This is a genomic window from Amycolatopsis minnesotensis, from assembly GCF_039529815.1.
GTDB lineage: Bacteria > Actinomycetota > Actinomycetes > Mycobacteriales > Pseudonocardiaceae > Amycolatopsis > Amycolatopsis minnesotensis.
Window position 1 is genome coordinate 90,098 of the sequence record NZ_BAAANN010000028.1, and the last position, 18,344, is coordinate 108,441.

Here is an 18,344-nt window from a genome sequence, read left to right on the forward strand (position 1 = left end):
CCCACCCCGGGTTGGGGGTGTTCACGCTGCCGCTGCGCCCGGTGGCGCGGCATGCTGGTGCCCGGCACCGTGAGTAGCTCGCCAGCCCGCCCGGCACCTGGGGGTTTGGGCGGTGTGGCGTGGACTTCTCCCGGTCTCCGGCGGGGTGGCTCGACGAGGGGACGAGCCACCCCGCCGGGCTCTTCGCTGACCTTGGGGTAACTTCGGGACGGATTCGCCTGCGCGGCACCTTCGCCTTGTGCGGCAACGGAAACGGCGCGCACATCGTGCCAAACGGCCCCCGGGAATCACACGAACTCGACCGTTCGTTCGCCAAGGGGAGCCCTTGATTCACCATTACCGCCCACCCCCGACAGTTCCCGCCGGGCCGCGGCGTGACCACCGAGTCGCGACCGGGCCAGGCGTACGCGTTCCTGGCGGCGCGCAACGCCCGCTTCGCGTCGCCGACCCCAGGTGGACGGCCACCTCCTCGGCCGCGAGCCGTGCGTCGATCCCGCGTCCGATCCCGGTACCCGCACCGGGGGCGCGGTGGTGCGGCTACCCTCGGAGGAAGCCGGACCGGGCCAGCCCGCGCACCGGCGGAGCAACCACGACCAGCTGGAGCGTGCACACCCGTGTTCGACACCCTCTCCGATCGGCTCACGTCCGTCCTGCAGAACCTGCGGGGCAAGGGCAAGCTGTCCGACGCCGACATCGACGCCACCGCGCGCGAGATCCGCATCGCGCTGCTGGAGGCGGACGTGGCGTTGCCCGTGGTCCGCGCCTTCATCGGACGGGTCAAGGAACGCGCCAAGGGCGCCGAGGTCTCCGCGGCCCTCAACCCGGCGCAACAGGTCATCAAGATCGTCAACGAGGAGCTCGTCGCGATCCTCGGCGGCGAGACCCGCAGGCTGAACCTGGCGAAGAACCCGCCGACCGTGATCATGCTCGCCGGTCTGCAGGGCGCCGGTAAGACCACCCTCGCGGGCAAGCTCGCGATGTGGCTCAAGAAGCAGGGCCACGCGCCGATGCTCGTCGCCTGCGACCTCCAGCGCCCGAACGCGGTCACCCAGCTCCAGATCGTCGGCGAGCGCGCGGGCGTGGTCACCTTCGCGCCCGAGCCGGGCAACGGCGTCGGCGACCCCGTCGACGTCGCGCGCCGCGGTATCGAAGAGGCCCGCCGCGCCCAGCACGACGTGGTCGTCGTCGACACCGCCGGCCGTCTCGGCGTCGACGAAGAGCTGATGAAGCAGGCCGCGGACATCCGCGACGCGGTGCGGCCGGAAGAGACCCTGTTCGTCGTCGACGCGATGATCGGCCAGGACGCGGTGACCACCGCGGAGGCATTCCGCGACGGCGTCGGCTTCACCGGCGTGGTGCTGACCAAGCTCGACGGTGACGCCCGCGGTGGTGCCGCGCTGTCCGTCCGCGAGGTCACCGGCCAGCCGATCCTGTTCGCGTCCAACGGCGAGAAGCTCGAAGACTTCGACGTCTTCCACCCCGACCGGATGGCCAGCCGCATCCTCGGCATGGGCGACATGCTGAGCCTGATCGAGCAGGCCGAGCAGGCCTTCGACCAGGACCAGGCGGAGCAGGCCGCGCAGAAGCTCACCAGCGGGCAGCTCACGCTGGAGGACTTCCTGGAGCAGATGCTCGCGGTGCGCAAGATGGGCCCGATCGGCAACCTGCTCGGCATGCTGCCCGGCGCCGGCCAGATGAAGGACCAGATCGCCGCCGTCGACGACAAGCAGCTCGACCGGCTGCAGGCGATCATCCGCGGTATGACCCCGGCCGAGCGCGCCGATCCGAAGCTCATCAACGGGTCGCGGCGGCTGCGCATCGCCAACGGTTCCGGTGTCGCCGTCCGCGAGGTCAACGACCTGGTGAACCGCTTCTTCGAAGCGCGCAAGATGATGTCGCAGATGGCGGGCCGCTTCGGGTTCGGCGGCGGTGGCGGCGGCAGCAAGAGCCGCAAGGGCAAGAAGGGGAAGAAGGGCAAGGGGCGCGGCCCCACGCCCCCCAAGGTGCGCGGTGGCATGCCGGGCGGCATGCCGATGCTGCCCCCCGGCGGGATGCCGCAGGGAGGTGGCGGCGGGATGCCCGACCTGTCCCAGCTCGGCGGCGGGCTCAACGACGTGCCAGGGTTCGACCCGTCGAAGTTCAAACTGCCGCCGAAGAAGAACAAGTAGCCGATGGACCTGCACCTGCGCGGGGTCGTGCTGCCCGGCGGGGACGAGCGCGACCTCTGGGTCAGTGGCGGGGTCGTCACCGCGGAGCCGGTGCCTGGAGCGTCCGAAGTGGACGGTGGGTTCCTGGTGCCGGGCCTCGTCGACGCGCACTGCCACCCCGGGATCGGCGTGCACGGCCCGACCTCGCTCGAAGAGGCCGCCGGACAGGCGGAGACCGATCGCGACGCGGGCACCCTGCTGATCCGGGACTGCGGCGTGCCGATCGACAACCGGCCGCTGCAGCAGCGCGCCGACCTGCCGAGGATCATCCGCGCGGGCAGGCACCTCGCGCTGGCGAAGCGCTACATCCCCGGCCTCGGCATCGAACTCGACGATCCGTCGCAGCTCCCCGCCGCGGTGGCCGAACAGGCGGCCGACGGCGACGGCTGGGTCAAGCTCGTCGGCGACTGGATCGACCGCGGCATCGGCGATCTCGCGCCGCTGTGGCCGGACGACGTGCTGGCCGAAGCGATCGCCGTCGCCCACGACGCGGGTGCGCGCGTGACCGCGCACGTGTTCGGCGAGGACGCGCTGCCCGGGCTCATCGACGCCGGGATCGACTGCCTCGAACACGGCACCGGCCTGTCCGCGGACCAGATCGACGACCTCGCCCGCCGCCGCGTCGCGCTGGTGCCGACGTTGATCAACATCGAGAACTTCCCCGGGATCGCGGACAGCGCGAAGAAGTACCCGGTCTACGCGGCGCACATGCGGGCACTGCACGCCCGCGTCGGCGAGACGGTCTCGAACGCGATCGAAGCCGGCGTCGAGGTGTACGCGGGTAGCGACGCGGGCGGCATGGTCGAGCACGGCAGGCTCGTGGACGAGATCGACGCGTTGCGCGGCGCGGGGATGAGCGCGGAGCAGGCACTTGGCGCGGCGTCGTGGTCCGCGCGAAACTGGCTCGGCGCCGCCGGGATCGAGCCGGGCGAGTCCGCGGACTTCCTGGTGTACTACCAAGATCCGCGTCGCCATCCGGAGGTGCTCCGCTCACCGGCGCACATCGTGTTGCGCGGGCGGCTGGTCCGCTGACCCGCCTGCCCGCGTCGTCGGCGTGCCACCTAACGTGACATCGGGCGATCGCGGTGGAGGTTCGGTGGACGAGGGGCAGGAACCTCCGGCTCGTGCCGCCCTCGTACTCGGCGCGCACTGGGGATTTCTCGCGTTCTTCGGCGGTCTGGGCGGCTACTACCTCGTCACGATCCTGCTCGCGATCCTGATGCCGGGCGAGTTCGGCGGGTTCGACCCGACCGACCTCCCGGACGGGGGGCCGCTCGTCCTGCTCGCGTTCCTGCCCACCCTCGTGCTCGGCCTCGGGCCCGCGATCGGGTCCTGGCTGTGGGGCCGCGGCCTCCGCGCCGAGTTCGGCGTGCTGCCCACTCTCCGCGATCTCAAGGTCGGGCTCGCCTGCGGCGTGGTCGCGCTCGTCGCCGGGTACCTCGCGAGCCTCGTGCTGCTGTCCTTCGACGGGGACGGGCGAGGCCAGGACGACCCGGTGACCGAGCTCGGTGACGGCAGCGCGCTCGGCTGGCGCGTGCTCGCGGCGGTGATTGTCGTCTTCGCCGCCCCGCTCGGTGAGGAGCTGCTCATCCGAGGTGCGCTGTGGAACGCGCTGGCGCGCTACCGCATCCCGGAATGGACCGTGGTGGTGCTCACCGCGGTGGTGTTCGCGCAGCTCCACGGCGAGCCGGACCGTACAGTCGTGCTGCTGGTACAGGGCGTCGCGATCGGGATGGCGCGCTCGGTCACCGGGCGGTGCGGCGCGAGCCTCGTCGCGCACGCGGCGAACAACCTGCCGCCCGCGGTGTTGCTGTTCGTCGGTGGCTGAGCCACGGTGAGTGGCGACGTTCTAGGCTTCCGGTGAGAAGTTTGCGAGAAGCTGGAGCCGCTATCGGAGGATCGGCGTGACCACATCACGGCCAAAGGAGCCGATCGCCGGGCTCGGCGATGACCCCCCGGATCCGCCAGGAGGGCGGCCGGCCCCTCGCTGGGGCTTCGGCGCGTTCTTGCTCGTCGAGGCCGTCCTGCTGGCGTCGGCGGCCTTCGTCAGCGTGCTGATCGCGCCACCGGCGGGCGACCCGCTGCCAGTGCGCGACGTGCTGATCGGCACCATCGCGCCGACCGTCATCGCCGCGGCGACCGCCGTGCTCATCACCTACCTGCGCGGCAACGGCCCCTTCGCCGACCTGAACCTGTCCTGGCACTGGCCGGACGTGAAGGCAGGCCTGAAGTTCGGCGTCCTCGGCCTCGTGTTCACCACCGTCGGCGCGTTCGTCTGGACCCAGGTCGTCGGGGAGAACAACGCCACGTCGGCGATCAGCGCGCTGGTCGAGAACCGGCCGATGTCGGTGTCCGCGGCCGTGATCATGTTCCTCTACGTGTGGCTGCTCGGGCCCGTCTGCGAGGAGCTGATCTACCGCGGCCTGCTGTGGAAGGCCGTCGAACGGCTCCAGTGGGGCAACGAGCGCTACGGGCGGCTCGCCGCGTTCCTGATCTCGACAGCCGTCTTCGCGGTGAGCCACCTCGAACCGCTGCGCACCACGCTGCTGCTGGTCATCGCGATCCCGATCGGGCTGGCGCGGCTGTCCACCGGGCGGTTGCTGAGCAGCGTCGTCGCGCACCAGATGAACAACTTCCTCCCCGCGCTCGCCATTCTCCTCACCGCGCTCAACGTGATGAAGTTCTGACGACCGGGTGAAATCGGCGACCGGGGCGTCTGGCACAATGGTCGCTTGCCTGCCTCGGCCGGACCCTCTCACCGCGCCCGGGGCTACGAACCTGACCTACGGCCCTCGCTTTCGGGATCCCCACTCCGTTCGCGCGGCCGAACCTCGCACCAGAGAGAACTGAGGAGTACCCACACCCGTGGCCGTCAAGATCAAGCTGCAGCGCCTCGGCAAGATCCGTGCGCCGTACTACCGCATCATCGTCGCCGACGCGCGTACCCGCAGGGACGGCAAGGCCATCGAGACGATCGGCAAGTACCACCCCAAGGAAGAGCCGAGCTTCATCGAGGTCGACTCCGACCGCGCCCAGCACTGGCTCAAGGTCGGCGCCCTGCCCACCGAGCCCGTCCAGCGGATCCTCGAGATCACCGGTGACTGGCAGAAGTTCAAGGGCCTGCCCGGCGCCGAAGGCACCCTGAAGGTCGCCGAGCCGAAGCCGTCCAAGCAGGACCTGTTCAACGCCGCGCTGGCCGCCGCGGGCGAGGAGCCCTCGACCGAGGCCACCACGCCGAAGAAGAAGTCCGCCAAGAAGGCCGACACCGACAAGGCCGATTCTTCCGCGGCCAAGGCTGACGAGGGCGAGAAGGCCGAAGCGTGAGCTTCCTTGCCGACTCTCTCGAGCACCTGGTTCGCGGGATCGTCGACAACCCGGACGACGTCCGCGTCGACCTGATCACCACCCGCCGCGGCCGCACCCTCGAGGTGCACGTGCACCCGGACGACCTCGGCAAGGTGATCGGCCGCGGTGGCCGCACCGCCACCGCACTGCGCACCGTCATGGGCGGTATCGGTGGCCGCGGCGTCCGGGTGGACGTCGTCGACACCGACCGCTGATCGCGTTCCGATGGAGGTAGTGGTCGGACGCGTCGCCAAGGCGCACGGCATCACCGGCGAACTCGCCGTCGACGTGCGCACCGATTCGCCGGAGCAGCGCTTCGCGATCGGGGCGGCGGTGGTGACCCGGCTCCGCGACGGCAGCACGCGCGAACTCACCGTGGCAGCCGCCCGCCAGCACAGCGGGCGGCTGCTCGTGCGTTTCGAGCAGGTCGTGACCAGGGACGTCGCCGAGACGCTCCGGGGCGCGCTGCTGCTCGGCGACACCGGCGACCTGCCGCCGACGGACGATCCGGACGAGTTCTACGACCACCAGCTCGAGGGCCTGCGCGCGGAACTGGGCGACGGCACCGTCGTCGGCAAGGTGCTCGAGGTGGTGCACTCACCCGGCGGCGAGCTGCTCTCGCTGGACCGCGACGGCGAAACGGTGCTCGTGCCGTTCGTGCGCGCGATCGTCCCGCTGGTCGACATCGACGGCGGCAAGGTCGTGCTCGACCCGCCGGACGGCCTGCTCGACGGGAACTTCGAGTGAAGATCGACGTCGTCACGATCTTCCCCGAGTACCTCGACCCGCTGCGCGCGGCGCTGCTCGGGCGCGCCATCGACCGCGGCCTGATCGAGGTCGGCGTGCACGACCTGCGGAACTGGACGCACGACGTGCACCGCGCCGTGGACGACGCACCCTACGGCGGCGGGCCCGGCATGGTGATGAAGCCCCAGATCTGGGGCCCCGCGCTCGACGAGGTGTGCGGCGAGCGCGCGCGGCTCGTGGTGCCCACCCCGGCCGGGAAGCCGTTCACCCAGGCCCTCGCGCACGAGTACGCGGCCGAGGAGCACCTGGTGTTCGCCTGCGGCCGCTACGAGGGCATCGACCAGCGCGTGATCGACGACGCGGCGCGCCGGATGCCCGTCGACGAGGTCTCCATCGGGGACTACGTGCTCGTCGGCGGGGAGGCCGCCGTGCTGGTCGTGGTGGAGGCCGTCGTGCGGCTGCTGCCCGGTGTGCTCGGCAACCCGGTGTCCGCCGAGCAGGACTCGTTCTCCGACGGCCTGCTCGAAGGCCCCAGCTACACCCGGCCCGAGGTGTGGCGGGACCTCGCCGTCCCCGAGGTCCTGCGCTCGGGCAACCACAGGCTGATCGACCGCTGGCGCCGGGACAGGGCGCTGGAGCGCACGGCCGAGCGCAGGCCGGACCTGCTCGACGCGCTGCCGGAAGGCAGTCTCGACAAGGCGGACGAAGCGGTGCTGGCCACGCTGCGCGAGCGGTCCTGAGGGCCGCCGCGTCACGGCCACCGGCCGTCTGCCATACTATTTCGGTTGGCGCGTGCGGACCAGCCCGCCATACCAGCCCCCGGGTCGATCGCAGGAGAAGTACGGCGCGCCCGGAAGTACGTAAGCCACACGAAGACGAGGACGGACCCCGATGAACACCCTGGACGCCCTGGACGCTCAGTCGCTGCGTTCCGACATCCCGGACTTCCGGCCGGGCGACACGCTGAAGGTGCACGTCCGCGTCATCGAGGGCAACCGCGAGCGCAACCAGATCTTCCAGGGCGTCGTGATCCGCCGCCAGGGCGGCGGCGTGCGCGAGACCTTCACCGTGCGCAAGGTGTCCTTCGGCGTCGGCGTGGAGCGCACCTTCCCGGTGCACACCCCGAACATCGCGAAGATCGAGGTCTTCAAGCGCGGCGACGTGCGGCGCGCGAAGCTGTACTACCTCCGGGACCTGCGCGGCAAGGCGGCCAAGATCAAGGAGCGTCGCGAGGCGCCCCGCGAAACGACCTCTGCCTCCTGAGTAGTCCTCCGGTTACCGTAGCCTGGCGACGTGGTCGAACCTGTGTCCCAACACGCTGCCGAGGATGAGCCCGACCGTTCCGAGTCCGATCAGGCGGATCAGCCCGCCGGTCACTCGCGGGGGCGCAAGGGCAAGCGGCGCAAGCCGAAGAAGCAGCGCTCGTTCTGGGTCGAACTGCCGATCCTGATCGTCGTCGCACTCGTGCTGGCGTTCGTCTTCCAGCAGTTCTTCGCGAAGGTGTACACTATCCCGTCGGGCTCGATGGAGAGCACGCTGCACGGGTGCCCCGGCTGCTACGGCGACAAGATCCTGGTCGACAAGATCGTCTACGACTTCACCGAGCCGACCCCCGGCGACGTGGTCGTGTTCAAGGGTCCGGACCCCTGGGTCGAGAACGAGACGTTCCCGGAGCAGTCCTCGAACGCGTTCGTCCGGTTCCTGCAGAACATCGGTTCGGTGTTCGGCCTGGCGCCGCCCGACGAACGCGACTTCGTCAAACGGGTCATCGCGACGGCGGGCCAGACGGTCCAGTGCTGCGACGCGAACAACCACGTGATCGTGGACGGCAAGGCGCTCGACGAGCCGTACGTGCACTGGGAGTCGGAGTCCAAGAAGACCCAGGAGCCGTTCGATCCGGTGAAGGTGCCCGCGAACTCGGTGTTCGTGCTCGGTGACAACCGGAACGACTCGTGCGACTCCCGCTGCCAGGGTGGCGGCGGTGAGCGCGGCACGGTCCCCGTCGGCAACATCATCGGCAAGGCGCGGATCATCGTGCTGCCGCCGAGCCGCTGGGGTGGGGTCAGCGATCACGATCCGCAGGCCGCCGCGAAACCGGTGGCCGTGGCGGAGGGCCTCAGTGCGCCGTCGTGGCAGGAAGGCATCCCGATCGGGTTCGGGGCCATCGCGGCGTGGCCCGCGCTGGCCGGCGGCCGGCGCGTCGCGTCGGGTGTCCGCAAGGTGGTCGAGCGAAGGCGATAGCTGCGTGAGTCCGGTCCGGTCCCCCAAGGTCAAGAAGCCCAAGGCACTCCCGCTCGCGCACCTGTACCGCCCGCCGCGCGCGGTGGTCCGCGGTGACAACGCGTGGAGCCTGCAGTCGGTGCTGGACCGGCGCGGCCTCGGCCCCGTCGCGGGAGTGGACGAGGCGGGGCGTGGCGCCTGCGCGGGCCCGCTCGTCGTCGCGGCCTGCATCCTGCGGCCGGGGGACGCGGCCAGGCTGCCGGAACTGACCGACTCGAAGCTGCTGACCGCGGCGGCACGCGAGCGGGTGTACGACCGGGTGCTCGCGCGCGCCGTCGACTACGCGATCGTCGTGATCCCGACCGAAGAGGTCGACGCGCTCGGTGTGCACGCGGTGAACGTGGAGGGCATGCGTCGCGCGGTCTCCGCGATGCGAACGCCGCCGGGGTACGTCCTCACGGACGGGTTCGGAGTGCCCGGCATGCCCGCGCCGAGCCTCGCGGTGATCAAGGGGGATCGCGTCGTGGCCTGCATCGCGGCGGCGTCGGTGCTGGCCAAGGTCACCAGGGACCGCATCATGACCGGCCTGCACGACGAGCACCCCGGCTACGGTTTCGACGTGCACAAGGGGTACAGCACGTCGGAGCACGTCGAGGCGCTCACCGCCAACGGGCCGAGCGCGGTGCACCGGTGGTCGTTCGTGAACGTGGCCGCCGCGGGGGTCGCGCACGGGCGCCGCGCACCTCACCGGGTCGTGTTGAGTGCGGCCGCGTTGGAGGTGGCGAGCGCGCCGTTGCGTGCCGTGGAGGACGGCTTGGGTAAGAATGGACGTTCCGCCGCACGATCGCGAGGAGGGGCGCGGATTTCATGAGCGCAGAGGATCTCGAAAAGTACGAGACGGAAATGGAGCTGTCGCTGTACCGCGAGTACCGCGACATCGTCGGCCAGTTCTCGTACGTGGTGGAGACCGAGCGTCGGTTCTACCTCGCCAACGCGGTGGACGTGCAGGTTCGTGACGGGGGCGGCGAGGTGTACTTCGAGGTCAGGATGTCCGACGCCTGGGTGTGGGACATGTACCGGCCGGCCAGGTTCGTCAAGAACGTCCGCGTGATCACCTTCAAGGACGTCAACGTCGAAGAGCTCGACAAGCCCGATCTCCGGCTCCCCGAGGACGGCCCGTTCGGCGGCTGACCCGTCCCCGTAGCACCCGGCACCGACACTCCGGTGCTCTCCTGCCCGGCACCGGGCCCGGTTGTCCACAGCACCCCACTTGTCCACAGGTGCCCCGTTGGGCCCTTGGCCTCCCGCTTCGTCCCCTGGGAGCGTGGGTCACACACGAAACGTGAGTGTGTCGACCCTGGGGGTAACCGTGGAAACCTTGACCAGACCCGAGCCAGCCGAGCACCTCCGGCTCGGCCGCGCGGGCGAAGAGCTGGCTGTCCGCCATGTCCGCTCGCTCGGGCTCGTCGTGCTGTCGCGCAACTGGCGATGCCGTGACGGCGAGCTGGACCTGGTCGCCACCGACGGTGCGCTGCTGATCGTCTTCGAGGTCAAGACCCGCTCCGGTGATGGCTTCGGCCTTCCTGCCGAGGCGGTCACCCCGGAGAAGCAGGCCAGGATCCGGCGCTGCGCCCACCGCTGGCTGCGGGAGTTCCGCGTCGGCTGGTGCCCGATCCGGTTCGACGTCATCGCGATCGTCTGGCCTGGCGGTGCCCGCCCGCGCCTGCGCCACCTGCCGGGGGCGTTCTGACATGCCGCTCGCACGCACCTGGTCGGTGGCGCTGCTCGGCATCGACGGGAAGCCCGTCGAGGTCGAGGCGGACATCGGTGGCGGGGTCCCGAAGGTGACGCTGGTCGGGCTCCCGGACGCCGGCCTGCGCGAGGCGAAGGACAGGGTCCGCTCGGCCATCCGCAACGCGGGTGAGCCGTGGCCGGACGGGAAGGTGACGCTGGGCCTGTCGCCGGCGAACCTGCCGAAGCTCGGGTCGGCCTACGACCTCGCCATCGCGGTGGCGGTGCTGGCGGCGTCGGCACGGGTGCCCGCGCTCAAGGCGCTCAACGCCGTGCTGCTGGGCGAACTCGCGCTCGACGGGAGGGTCCGGCCGGTGCGCGGGATCCTGCCGGGGCTGCTCGCCGCCCGCGCGGCCGGGATGCGGAGAGCGGTCGTACCGCGCGAGTCGCTGTTCGAGGCCGCCCTCGTCGATGGCATCGAAGCGCACGGCGCCGGGCATCTTCGCGACGTCGTCGCCTGGCTGCGCGACGAAGGGGAGCTGGCGCCGCCGTCGGAGCCGAAGGCACCGGTCGAGGTGCCCGCGCCGGATCTCGCCGACGTGGTCGGCCAGCCGGAGGCGCGCTGGGCACTGGAGGTGGCCGCCGCCGGTGGGCACAACCTGTTGCTGGCCGGGCCGCCGGGGGTCGGGAAGACCATGCTCGCCAGGAGACTGCCCGGGCTGCTGCCCGCGCTGTCCAAGGCGGAATCACTGGAGGTCACCGCGGTCCAGTCCGTCGACGGCTCGTTGTCGGCCTCCTCGCCGCTGGTGAAGGTGCCACCGTTCGTCGCGCCGCACCATTCCGTCTCCGTCGCCGCGCTGATCGGCGGTGGGAGCGGTCTCGCCGCACCCGGCCTGATCAGCAAGGCGCACCGGGGCGTTCTCTTCCTCGACGAAGCGGCCGAATTCGGTGCGCACCGCCTCGAATCCCTGCGGACCGCGCTCGAAGACGGGGAGGTGCGCATCGCCAGGCAGCGGGGATCGGTCTGCTACCCGGCGCGGTTCCAGCTCGTGCTCGCGACCAACCCGTGCCCGTGCGCGCCACCGCGGGAGACGGATTGCACGTGTTCGCCGTCCGCGCGCCGCCGCTACCTGGCAAGACTGTCGGGACCGTTACTCGATCGGGTGGATCTCCGCGTCCGGTTACGCCCCTTGACCGCGCTGAGCATGCACGAGGCGGGCTCCCCCGAACCGACGGCGGCGGTTCGCGAGCGGGTGCTCGCGGCCAGGGAGCGCGCCGCGGACCGCTGGGCGGAACGCGGCTGGCACACCAACGCCGAAGTGCCGGGGCCGGTTCTGCGGCGGGAGTTCGCGTTGCCGGGTCCGGTCACGACCTTGCTGGACCGCGGCCTCGATCGCGGTGCGGTGACCGCGCGGGGCGCGGACCGGTGCTTGCGGATCGCGTGGACTCTCGCGGATCTGGCCGGGCTCGGTCGTCCACAGGCCGAACAGGTCGCGAGCGCGCTCGAATTCCGGGATCGGAGGGCGGCGTGAGGCACCTGGAGGACAGGCCGGACCGGTTTCCCACCGGCTCCTCGCCACGGGAACGGGTGCCGGGATCCAGGGAACGGGTCATCTGGTGCGGGCGCGTAGCGGCCTCCCGGCACGCCGATTCCGTTGCGGCGGGCGATCCGTTTTCGCTTCCGCGTGTTCCCGTACCCGGTCATGCGTGGTGTGGCGCACCGGCGCGGTCCCACGGCGTCGTCTTCGCCCCGATGCCGGTCGGCCATGGTGCCGGTGCCGCCGCGGGGCCACCGGCTCCGCACGCGGTCCCGGCACCCGGCTCACCGTGGGCGCGGCTCGTGTTCGCGGGATGGGTGCCCGCGGTGGCGCCGGCGATCGCCCGCTGGCGTGGCGCGGTGCCGGCCCGGCGGGAAGGGGAGGCGGCATGACCGGGGCGGTGGACGAGGAACGGGCGGCGAGGGCGTATCTGCTGAGGGTGGCAGAGCCGCCCGCGCCTTCGCTGGGCCGGTTCGTCGAGGAGAACGGGCCCATCCAGGCCGCGGCGCTGGTGCGGGCGGGGCGGTGCCCGGCGCGGGTGCGAGAGGAGACGGCGGCCAGGAAGGATCAGGCGCTGGCCGAGCACGATCTGGCCGAGGCGAGCCGTCTCGGGGCGCGGCTGGTGATCCCCGAGGACGACGAGTGGCCGGCGTGGCCGCTGCTCGCGCTGGAGCTGGCGTCCGCACGCGGTCTCACCGGCGTCGCGCCCCCGCTGGGGCTGTGGGTCCGCGGCGACGAGCGGCTCGACGAGGCCGCGGACAAGGCGGTGTCCATCGTCGGCGCCCGCGCGGCGACGAGCTACGGGGAGCACGTGGCATCCGAGTTCGCCTACGAACTGGCGGGCCGGGGAGTCCCGATCTTTTCCGGTGCGGCATACGGCATCGACGGCGCCGCACATCGCGGCGCGCTCGCCGCCGACGGCACCACGGTGGCGGTGCTGGGGTGCGGTCTCGACGTCGGATACCCGGCGGGGCACGTCGCCCTGCTCGAACGGATCGCCGAACGGGGTCTCGTGCTCACCGAGTACCCGCCGGGCACGCCACCGGCCCGGCACCGGTTCCTGGTCAGGAACCGGCTCATCGCGGCCCTCGCCGAGGGGACGGTCGTCGTCGAGGCTGGCGCCCGCAGCGGAGCCCGCAACACCGCCGGCACGGCCGGGGCGCTGGGCAAGGTGGTCATGGCCGTGCCGGGGCCGATCGGCTCGGCGACGTCGGTCGGCTGCCACCAGCTGATCCGGGACGCGAGCGCCACGCTGGTCGCGTCGGTGGGCGATGTCGTGGAGACGATCGGCCGTTTCGGGAGCGACGCCGGTGACGCCGGGCCGCCGCGGCCCCGGCGCCCGACCGACGGCCTCGCCAAGGACGCGCTGCGCGTGCACGAGGCGCTCGGCCTGCGGAAGGGGAAGTCCGCCGAACAGATCGCCACCGAGTCGGGCATCGAGGTCGCGAAGGTGCGGGCGACGTTGCCCGCGCTGGAAATTGACGAACTCGCGGAACGGTGCGAGACCGGTTGGCGAAGGCGAAGGGAGGCTCGGTGAGACCGAAGGCTTGTTGACATGACGGCAAAAACCACTGGAAGGAGTGCCTGGGTATCGAACTGATGCCGATTACCGGGAGCGAGCAGGGCGGAGGTGTGGCGATGCTTGACCAGCGGCCGTTGATCGCGCAGCGTGATGGGTCATGTCGTCTTCCCACGGTCGCGACCGCGCGCACCGACCCGATCTCCGACGGGTCCGTGCCGCGTTGCCGCGCGCTTCGGCCGGGGTCGTCGACGACTACGAACGCCATCTGACCCTCGAACGGGGGCTGTCCGAGCACACGGTGCGGGCCTACCTCGGCGACGTGGTGCTGCTGCTGGCGTACCTGCACGGCGTGCCCACCACCGACGGCGAGGAGCCCAGCGGGGTCACCACGACGCTCGAGGACCTCGACGTGGCGGTCCTGCGGTCCTGGCTGGCCGCGCAGCACACGTCGGGCGCGGGGCGGACCACGCTCGCCCGCCGGGCGGCGGCGGCCCGCACGTTCACCGCGTGGGCGCGGCGCCGCGGCGTGCTCGAAAAGGATCCAGGGGCACGCCTGGTGGCGCCGAAACCGCACCGCAAGCTGCCCGGGGTGCTGCGGCTCGAGCAGGCTGAGGCGGCGCTCAGCGCGTCGGAAACCGGGGCGGGTGAACAGGATCCGATCGCCCTGCGCGATCACGCGCTGCTCGAACTGCTCTACGCGACCGGCGTACGGGTGTCCGAGCTGTGCGGGCTCGACCTCGACGACGTCGACTTCGAGCGGCGGGTGATCCGGGTGCTGGGCAAGGGGAACAAGGAACGCACGGTGCCGTTCGGGCAGCCGGCCGAGCGGGCGGTGCGGGCGTGGCTGACCGGCGGCAGGCGTGTGCTGGCGGTACGGCGCGAAGGGGCGGGTGGCGCGCTCTTCCTCGGTGCCCGCGGCGGGCGCGTCGACCAGCGGACGGTGCGCAGGGTGGTGCACGACGCGGTCGGTTCGGTGCCGGGGGCGACCGAAATGGGTCCGCACGGGCTGCGGCACTCGGCGGCGACCCATCTGCTCGAGGGCGGCGCCGACCTTCGCAGCGTTCAGGAGTTACTCGGTCACGCTACGCTGGCCACCACGCAGCTCTACACTCACGTGACCGTCGAGCGGCTGAAGGCTATCCATGACCGAACGCATCCCCGCGCCCGATGATCGCGGGCGAGAACCGGTGCAGGCCGGTCAGCAGCCGGTGCGCGTGGACGAGCCTGCCCGGAAGACGCCGCGCCCGCGCGACGGAGACGGCGAGCGAAGAAAACCCTACGAGCCAGGAGACCGAACTGACCCCGCCGCCGAGAACGGTCTCGCCGTGACCACCGACCTGCGGATGACCGGAACCCGCGAGCAGGGCGCGGCGCTGCCCGCGCCGGCCACGTCACGAGAATCGGGCACCGAGGTCGACGCGGCCATCCGCGCGCTGTGGCGCCAGTTCGTGGACGAACCGCAGCAGCGGATCCGCGACCGGCTGGTGCTGCACTACGCGCCGCTGGTCAAGTACGTCGCCGGCCGCGTCGGCACCGGCCTGCCGACCCACGTCGACGTCGGCGATCTCGTGCAGTCCGGCATCTTCGGCCTCGTGGACGCGATCGAGAAGTTCGACCCCGAGCGCGGGCTGCGCTTCGAGACCTACGCGATGCAGCGCATCCGCGGCGCGATCCTCGACGACCTCCGCTCGCAGGACTGGGTGCCGAGGGTGGTCCGCAGCAGGGCGCGCGAGGCGGAGCGCGCGCTGGAGCGGCTCGGCGCGCGGCTGCACCGCACGCCCACCGACGCCGAGCTCGCGGCCGAGCTGGAGATCTCCCTCGACGACCTGCGCGACCTCTACGGCCAGCTCCAGCTGACCAGCGTGGTCGCGCTCGAAGACCTCGTCGCGGTCGGCAAGGAGAGCGGCTCGCTCGTCGACACCCTGCCCGACGACGACGCGGTCGACCCGGTCGCGGCCCTGGTCGACCAGGACAACCGCCGCCAGCTCGCCGAGGCCATCGCCCAGCTCACCGAGCGCGACCGGATCGTGGTCAGCCTGTACTACTTCGAAAGCCTCACGCTCGCCGAGATCGGCAAGGTGCTGGGGGTGACCGAGTCCCGCGTCAGCCAGCTGCACACCAGGGCGGTGCTGCGCCTGCGCGCCAAGCTCGTCGAGCAAGCGGGAGTCTGACCAGGCCGGCGGGACGCCGCTCGCGCGGATACCCGGCGCGGCTCACCCGCCAGCCCGGTCACGGGCCTTCCCACGGTTTCAGCCGGATCTCGGTGTCCGTCACGAGCAGTGCCATCGGGTCGAGGTACTCCTCGCCGCGCCGGACGCCCCAGTGCAGGCACACCGCGACCGCGCATTCGGGGTGGCCCGCGATGGCGGTGCCGAGTGGCTGGCCCCGGTAGACCTGGTCGCCCGCCGCGACCGCCGGGAGGACCGGCTCGTAGGTGGTGCGGAGCCCGCCGTCGTGGTCGACCGAGACGACGCCGCGCCCGGCGACGGTGCCCGCGAACACGACCACGCCCACGTCGGCGGCGAGCACCTGCTGGCCCTCGGCCGCCGCGAGGTCGACCCCGCGGTGACCGGGGCCGTACGGGCCGGCAGGCGCCTCGAACGTCCTGGTGACCGTCGGTTCCGGTGACAGCGGCCAGGCGAACCGCGGCTCCTGGTCGGCCCCCGCGCGCAGCGGCAGCGTGAACGCGCAGGTGAACACCACGATCGCGACGACGACCCCGAGCCGTGAGGATCGCGGTCTTTCGCGGCGGTGCCTGCCTCGCCGCGGCGGCTGGTGGTGCGGGGAACGCGCTGGGAAAATGCTCATGGCTCCGCTGGCGGAGCGCACGTCGTCGGTGCTCATGGGCCCAGCGTCTCGGGCACGCGGTGCGAACGGGGTGACCGCCCGGAATCTGTGGACAACTCGGCGGTGTGGGGACAACCCACGCGTTCGAGGCCGCCGGTGCCGCCCCCTTCACGGCCTCGGCGTACACTATTCGGCGCAGCCTGTGCAAGCGGGCTGACTTCGCGTGCAGTGCATGTTCCGGGGTCTTCGCTGGTCCTTCCGTTCGAACGGACCGGTCTTCCGGAACACGGCGCCCGGCGGTCCCCGAGGTCTTGTCCCCGGGGTCCGGGCACCAGCGCCGCACCAGGGCCGCCGGTCACCTGACCGGTAGCGATAAAACCGATACGCGAGCCGGTGCGGACGCCCGGCTGGCACGACAAAGAAGAGGTTGATCTCGGCCATGGCCGTCGTCACCATGAAGCAGCTGCTCGACAGCGGCGTGCACTTCGGGCACCAGACCCGTCGGTGGAACCCGAAGATGAAGCGCTACATCCTCACCGAGCGCAACGGCATCTACATCATCGACCTGCAGCAGACGCTGACCTACATCGACCGTGCGTACGAGTTCATCAAGGAAACCGTCGCGCACGGCGGCACCATCATGTTCGTCGGTACCAAGAAGCAGGCGCAGGAGGCCATCGCGAGCGAGGCCCTCCGCGTGGGCATGCCCTACGTGAACCAGCGCTGGCTCGGCGGCATGCTGACCAACTTCCAGACGGTGCACAAGCGTCTCCAGCGCCTCAAGGAGCTCGAGTCGCAGGAGCAGACCGGCGGTTTCGTCGGGCTGACCAAGCGCGAGATCCTGACGCTGACCCGCGAGAAGGACAAGCTGGAGAAGACCCTCGGCGGTATCCGCGACATGGCGAAGGTGCCCAGCGCCGTGTGGATCGTGGACACCAAGAAGGAGCACATCGCGGTCGGCGAGGCGCGCAAGCTCAACATCCCCGTCGTCGCGATCCTCGACACCAACTGCGACCCCGATGAGGTCGACTACCCGATCCCGGGCAACGACGACGCGATCCGGTCGGCCGCGCTGCTGACCAAGGTCGTCGCCGAGGCCGCCGCCGCCGGTCTGCTCGCCCGCTCGGGCCGCAACGGCTCCGCGGCCGAGGGCGCGGACAAGCCCGAGCCGGGTGTCGCCTCCGACGAGCCGCTCGCCGAGTGGGAGATGGAGGTCCTCGCCGGTTCCGAGACCGCCGCCGGTGACGCCGAGAAGGCCGCCGAGAAGGTCGAGTCCGCTACCGAGCAGACCACCTCTGCCTGAGTGACCGCGGACGTGCGGCTCGCCCGGTGACGGGCGGGCCGCACGTCGCGAGGCTGTACCCGAACAAGTTTCCGCGCGTACCGAAGAAGGACGGACAACGCACGATGGCGAACTACACCGCCGCAGATGTGAAGCGCCTGCGCGAGCTCACCGGCGCCGGCATGATGAACTGCAAGAAGGCGCTCGAGGAGAACGAGGGCGACTTCGACAAGGCCGTAGAGTTCCTTCGCATCAAGGGTGCGAAGGACGTCGGCAAGCGCGCCGAGCGCGCCACCGCGGAAGGGCTCGTCGCCGGTGACGGCGGCGTGCTCATCGAGCTCGACTCCGAGACGGACTTCGTCGCGAAGAACGAGGAGTTCCAGCAGCTCGCCGAGAAGATCGTCGCGGTCGCCAAGGCGACCAAGACCGAGGACGTCGAGAAGCTGAAGGCCGCCGAGCTCGACGGCAAGACCGTGAACGAGGTCGTGCAGGAGCTGGCCGCCAGGATTGGCGAGAAGCTCGAACTGCGCCGGGTGGCGTCCTTCGAGGGCACCACCGAGACCTACCTGCACCGTCGCGGTGCCGGCCTGCCGCCCGCCGTCGGCGTGCTCGTCGAGTACACCGGTGACAGCGCGGACGCCGCGCGCAACGCCGCCATGCAGGTCGCCGCGCTGAAGGCGCGCTACCTCACCCGCGACGAGGTCCCGGCCGAGATCGTCGAGAACGAGCGCAACATCGCCGAGAAGACCGCCCGCGAAGAGGGCAAGCCCGAGCAGGCGATGGCGAAGATCGTCGAAGGCAAGGTCAACGCCTACTACAAGGACAACGTGCTGCTCGAGCAGCCGTCGGTGACCGACAACAAGAAGACCGTGAAAGCCCTCCTCGACGCCGCGGGCGTGACCGTCACCCGGTTCGCCCGCTTCGAGGTCGGCCAGCAGTAGGTCGCCAGCTTCACCAGCAGTAGC

The 18,344-nt window shown here is 71.3% G+C and carries 21 protein-coding genes; 20 read left to right on the forward strand and 1 reads right to left on the reverse strand.

Features of this window, described 5'->3' with window-relative positions; genetic code table 11:
- The first annotated feature begins 614 nt into the window (after positions 1-614).
- From ffh to ABD256_RS30235, 18 genes are all read left to right on the forward strand, one after another.
- A complete protein-coding gene (ffh, locus tag ABD256_RS30150) occupies positions 615-2,168 on the forward strand; it encodes a signal recognition particle protein (RefSeq protein WP_344426489.1) in 1,554 nt (517 codons plus the stop codon).
- A gap of 3 nt (positions 2,169-2,171) precedes the next feature.
- Entirely contained in the window at positions 2,172-3,239 is a 1,068-nt protein-coding gene (locus ABD256_RS30155) for an amidohydrolase family protein (protein WP_344426491.1), read from the forward strand.
- Between the two features lie 64 nt (positions 3,240-3,303).
- Positions 3,304-4,035: a CPBP family intramembrane glutamic endopeptidase gene (locus ABD256_RS30160; protein ID WP_344426493.1), complete on the forward strand. Its 732-nt coding sequence runs from the start codon at positions 3,304-3,306 to the stop codon at positions 4,033-4,035.
- 76 nt (positions 4,036-4,111) lie between these two features.
- Entirely contained in the window at positions 4,112-4,894 is a 783-nt protein-coding gene (locus ABD256_RS30165) for a CPBP family intramembrane glutamic endopeptidase (protein ID WP_425546543.1), read from the forward strand.
- Between the two features lie 178 nt (positions 4,895-5,072).
- Positions 5,073-5,531: a 30S ribosomal protein S16 gene (gene rpsP, locus ABD256_RS30170; RefSeq protein ID WP_344426496.1), complete on the forward strand. Its 459-nt coding sequence runs from the start codon at positions 5,073-5,075 to the stop codon at positions 5,529-5,531.
- Positions 5,528-5,767: an RNA-binding protein gene (locus tag ABD256_RS30175; RefSeq protein ID WP_017987579.1), complete on the forward strand. Its 240-nt coding sequence runs from the start codon at positions 5,528-5,530 to the stop codon at positions 5,765-5,767. Before rpsP ends, ABD256_RS30175 begins: the two co-directional genes overlap by 4 nt.
- Before the next feature lie 10 nt (positions 5,768-5,777).
- Positions 5,778-6,299 (forward strand): ribosome maturation factor RimM, encoded by a 522-nt coding sequence (gene rimM, locus ABD256_RS30180; protein ID WP_344426518.1) that lies wholly within the window; start codon positions 5,778-5,780, stop codon positions 6,297-6,299.
- Complete coding sequence (gene trmD / locus ABD256_RS30185) at positions 6,296-7,039, forward strand: tRNA (guanosine(37)-N1)-methyltransferase TrmD (protein ID WP_344426521.1); 744 nt, start codon at positions 6,296-6,298, stop codon at positions 7,037-7,039. The genes rimM and trmD overlap by 4 nt, the downstream gene beginning before the upstream one ends.
- A 151-nt stretch (positions 7,040-7,190) precedes the next feature.
- Complete coding sequence (rplS, locus tag ABD256_RS30190; RefSeq protein WP_344426525.1) at positions 7,191-7,562, forward strand: 50S ribosomal protein L19; 372 nt, start codon at positions 7,191-7,193, stop codon at positions 7,560-7,562.
- 30 nt (positions 7,563-7,592) lie between these two features.
- Positions 7,593-8,540 (forward strand): signal peptidase I, encoded by a 948-nt coding sequence (gene lepB / locus ABD256_RS30195; RefSeq protein WP_344426528.1) that lies wholly within the window; start codon positions 7,593-7,595, stop codon positions 8,538-8,540.
- 82 nt (positions 8,541-8,622) lie between these two features.
- Positions 8,623-9,390, forward strand: coding sequence for a ribonuclease HII (locus tag ABD256_RS30200; RefSeq protein WP_344426640.1), 768 nt, complete (start codon positions 8,623-8,625; stop codon positions 9,388-9,390).
- Positions 9,387-9,710 (forward strand): DUF2469 domain-containing protein, encoded by a 324-nt coding sequence (locus ABD256_RS30205; RefSeq protein ID WP_215542517.1) that lies wholly within the window; start codon positions 9,387-9,389, stop codon positions 9,708-9,710. The genes ABD256_RS30200 and ABD256_RS30205 overlap by 4 nt, the downstream gene beginning before the upstream one ends.
- 187 nt (positions 9,711-9,897) lie before the next feature.
- Positions 9,898-10,269 carry a YraN family protein gene (locus ABD256_RS30210; protein ID WP_344426533.1) on the forward strand — a complete coding sequence of 124 codons (372 nt, stop codon included), beginning with the start codon at positions 9,898-9,900 and terminating at the stop codon, positions 10,267-10,269.
- Between the two features lies 1 nt (position 10,270).
- Positions 10,271-11,782, forward strand: a complete 1,512-nt coding sequence (locus ABD256_RS30215) for a YifB family Mg chelatase-like AAA ATPase (RefSeq protein WP_344426536.1) — start codon at positions 10,271-10,273, stop codon at positions 11,780-11,782.
- 221 nt (positions 11,783-12,003) lie between these two features.
- Positions 12,004-12,180 (forward strand): hypothetical protein, encoded by a 177-nt coding sequence (locus ABD256_RS30220; protein ID WP_344426539.1) that lies wholly within the window; start codon positions 12,004-12,006, stop codon positions 12,178-12,180.
- Positions 12,177-13,325, forward strand: coding sequence for a DNA-processing protein DprA (gene dprA / locus ABD256_RS30225; protein WP_344426542.1), 1,149 nt, complete (start codon positions 12,177-12,179; stop codon positions 13,323-13,325). Before ABD256_RS30220 ends, dprA begins: the two co-directional genes overlap by 4 nt.
- Positions 13,326-13,467: 142 nt before the next feature.
- Positions 13,468-14,481: a tyrosine recombinase XerC gene (locus tag ABD256_RS30230; protein ID WP_344426545.1), complete on the forward strand. Its 1,014-nt coding sequence runs from the start codon at positions 13,468-13,470 to the stop codon at positions 14,479-14,481.
- Positions 14,482-14,653: 172 nt separating this feature from the next.
- Complete coding sequence (locus ABD256_RS30235; RefSeq protein ID WP_344426643.1) at positions 14,654-15,481, forward strand: FliA/WhiG family RNA polymerase sigma factor; 828 nt, start codon at positions 14,654-14,656, stop codon at positions 15,479-15,481.
- A 58-nt stretch (positions 15,482-15,539) separates the two neighbouring features.
- On the opposite strand, the gene ABD256_RS30240 is transcribed toward ABD256_RS30235, so the two are convergent.
- Positions 15,540-16,154 carry a M23 family metallopeptidase gene (locus ABD256_RS30240; RefSeq protein ID WP_344426548.1) on the reverse strand — a complete coding sequence of 205 codons (615 nt, stop codon included), beginning with the start codon at positions 16,152-16,154 and terminating at the stop codon, positions 15,540-15,542.
- Between the two features lie 382 nt (positions 16,155-16,536).
- Between ABD256_RS30240 and rpsB the strand changes: the two genes are divergently transcribed.
- A complete protein-coding gene (rpsB, locus tag ABD256_RS30245) occupies positions 16,537-17,400 on the forward strand; it encodes a 30S ribosomal protein S2 (RefSeq protein ID WP_344426551.1) in 864 nt (287 codons plus the stop codon).
- A gap of 104 nt (positions 17,401-17,504) precedes the next feature.
- The gene (gene tsf, locus ABD256_RS30250; RefSeq protein ID WP_344426553.1) at positions 17,505-18,320 is read left to right on the forward strand and encodes a translation elongation factor Ts; all 816 of its coding nucleotides are present in this window, start codon (positions 17,505-17,507) and stop codon (positions 18,318-18,320) included.
- Positions 18,321-18,344 lie beyond the last annotated feature (24 nt).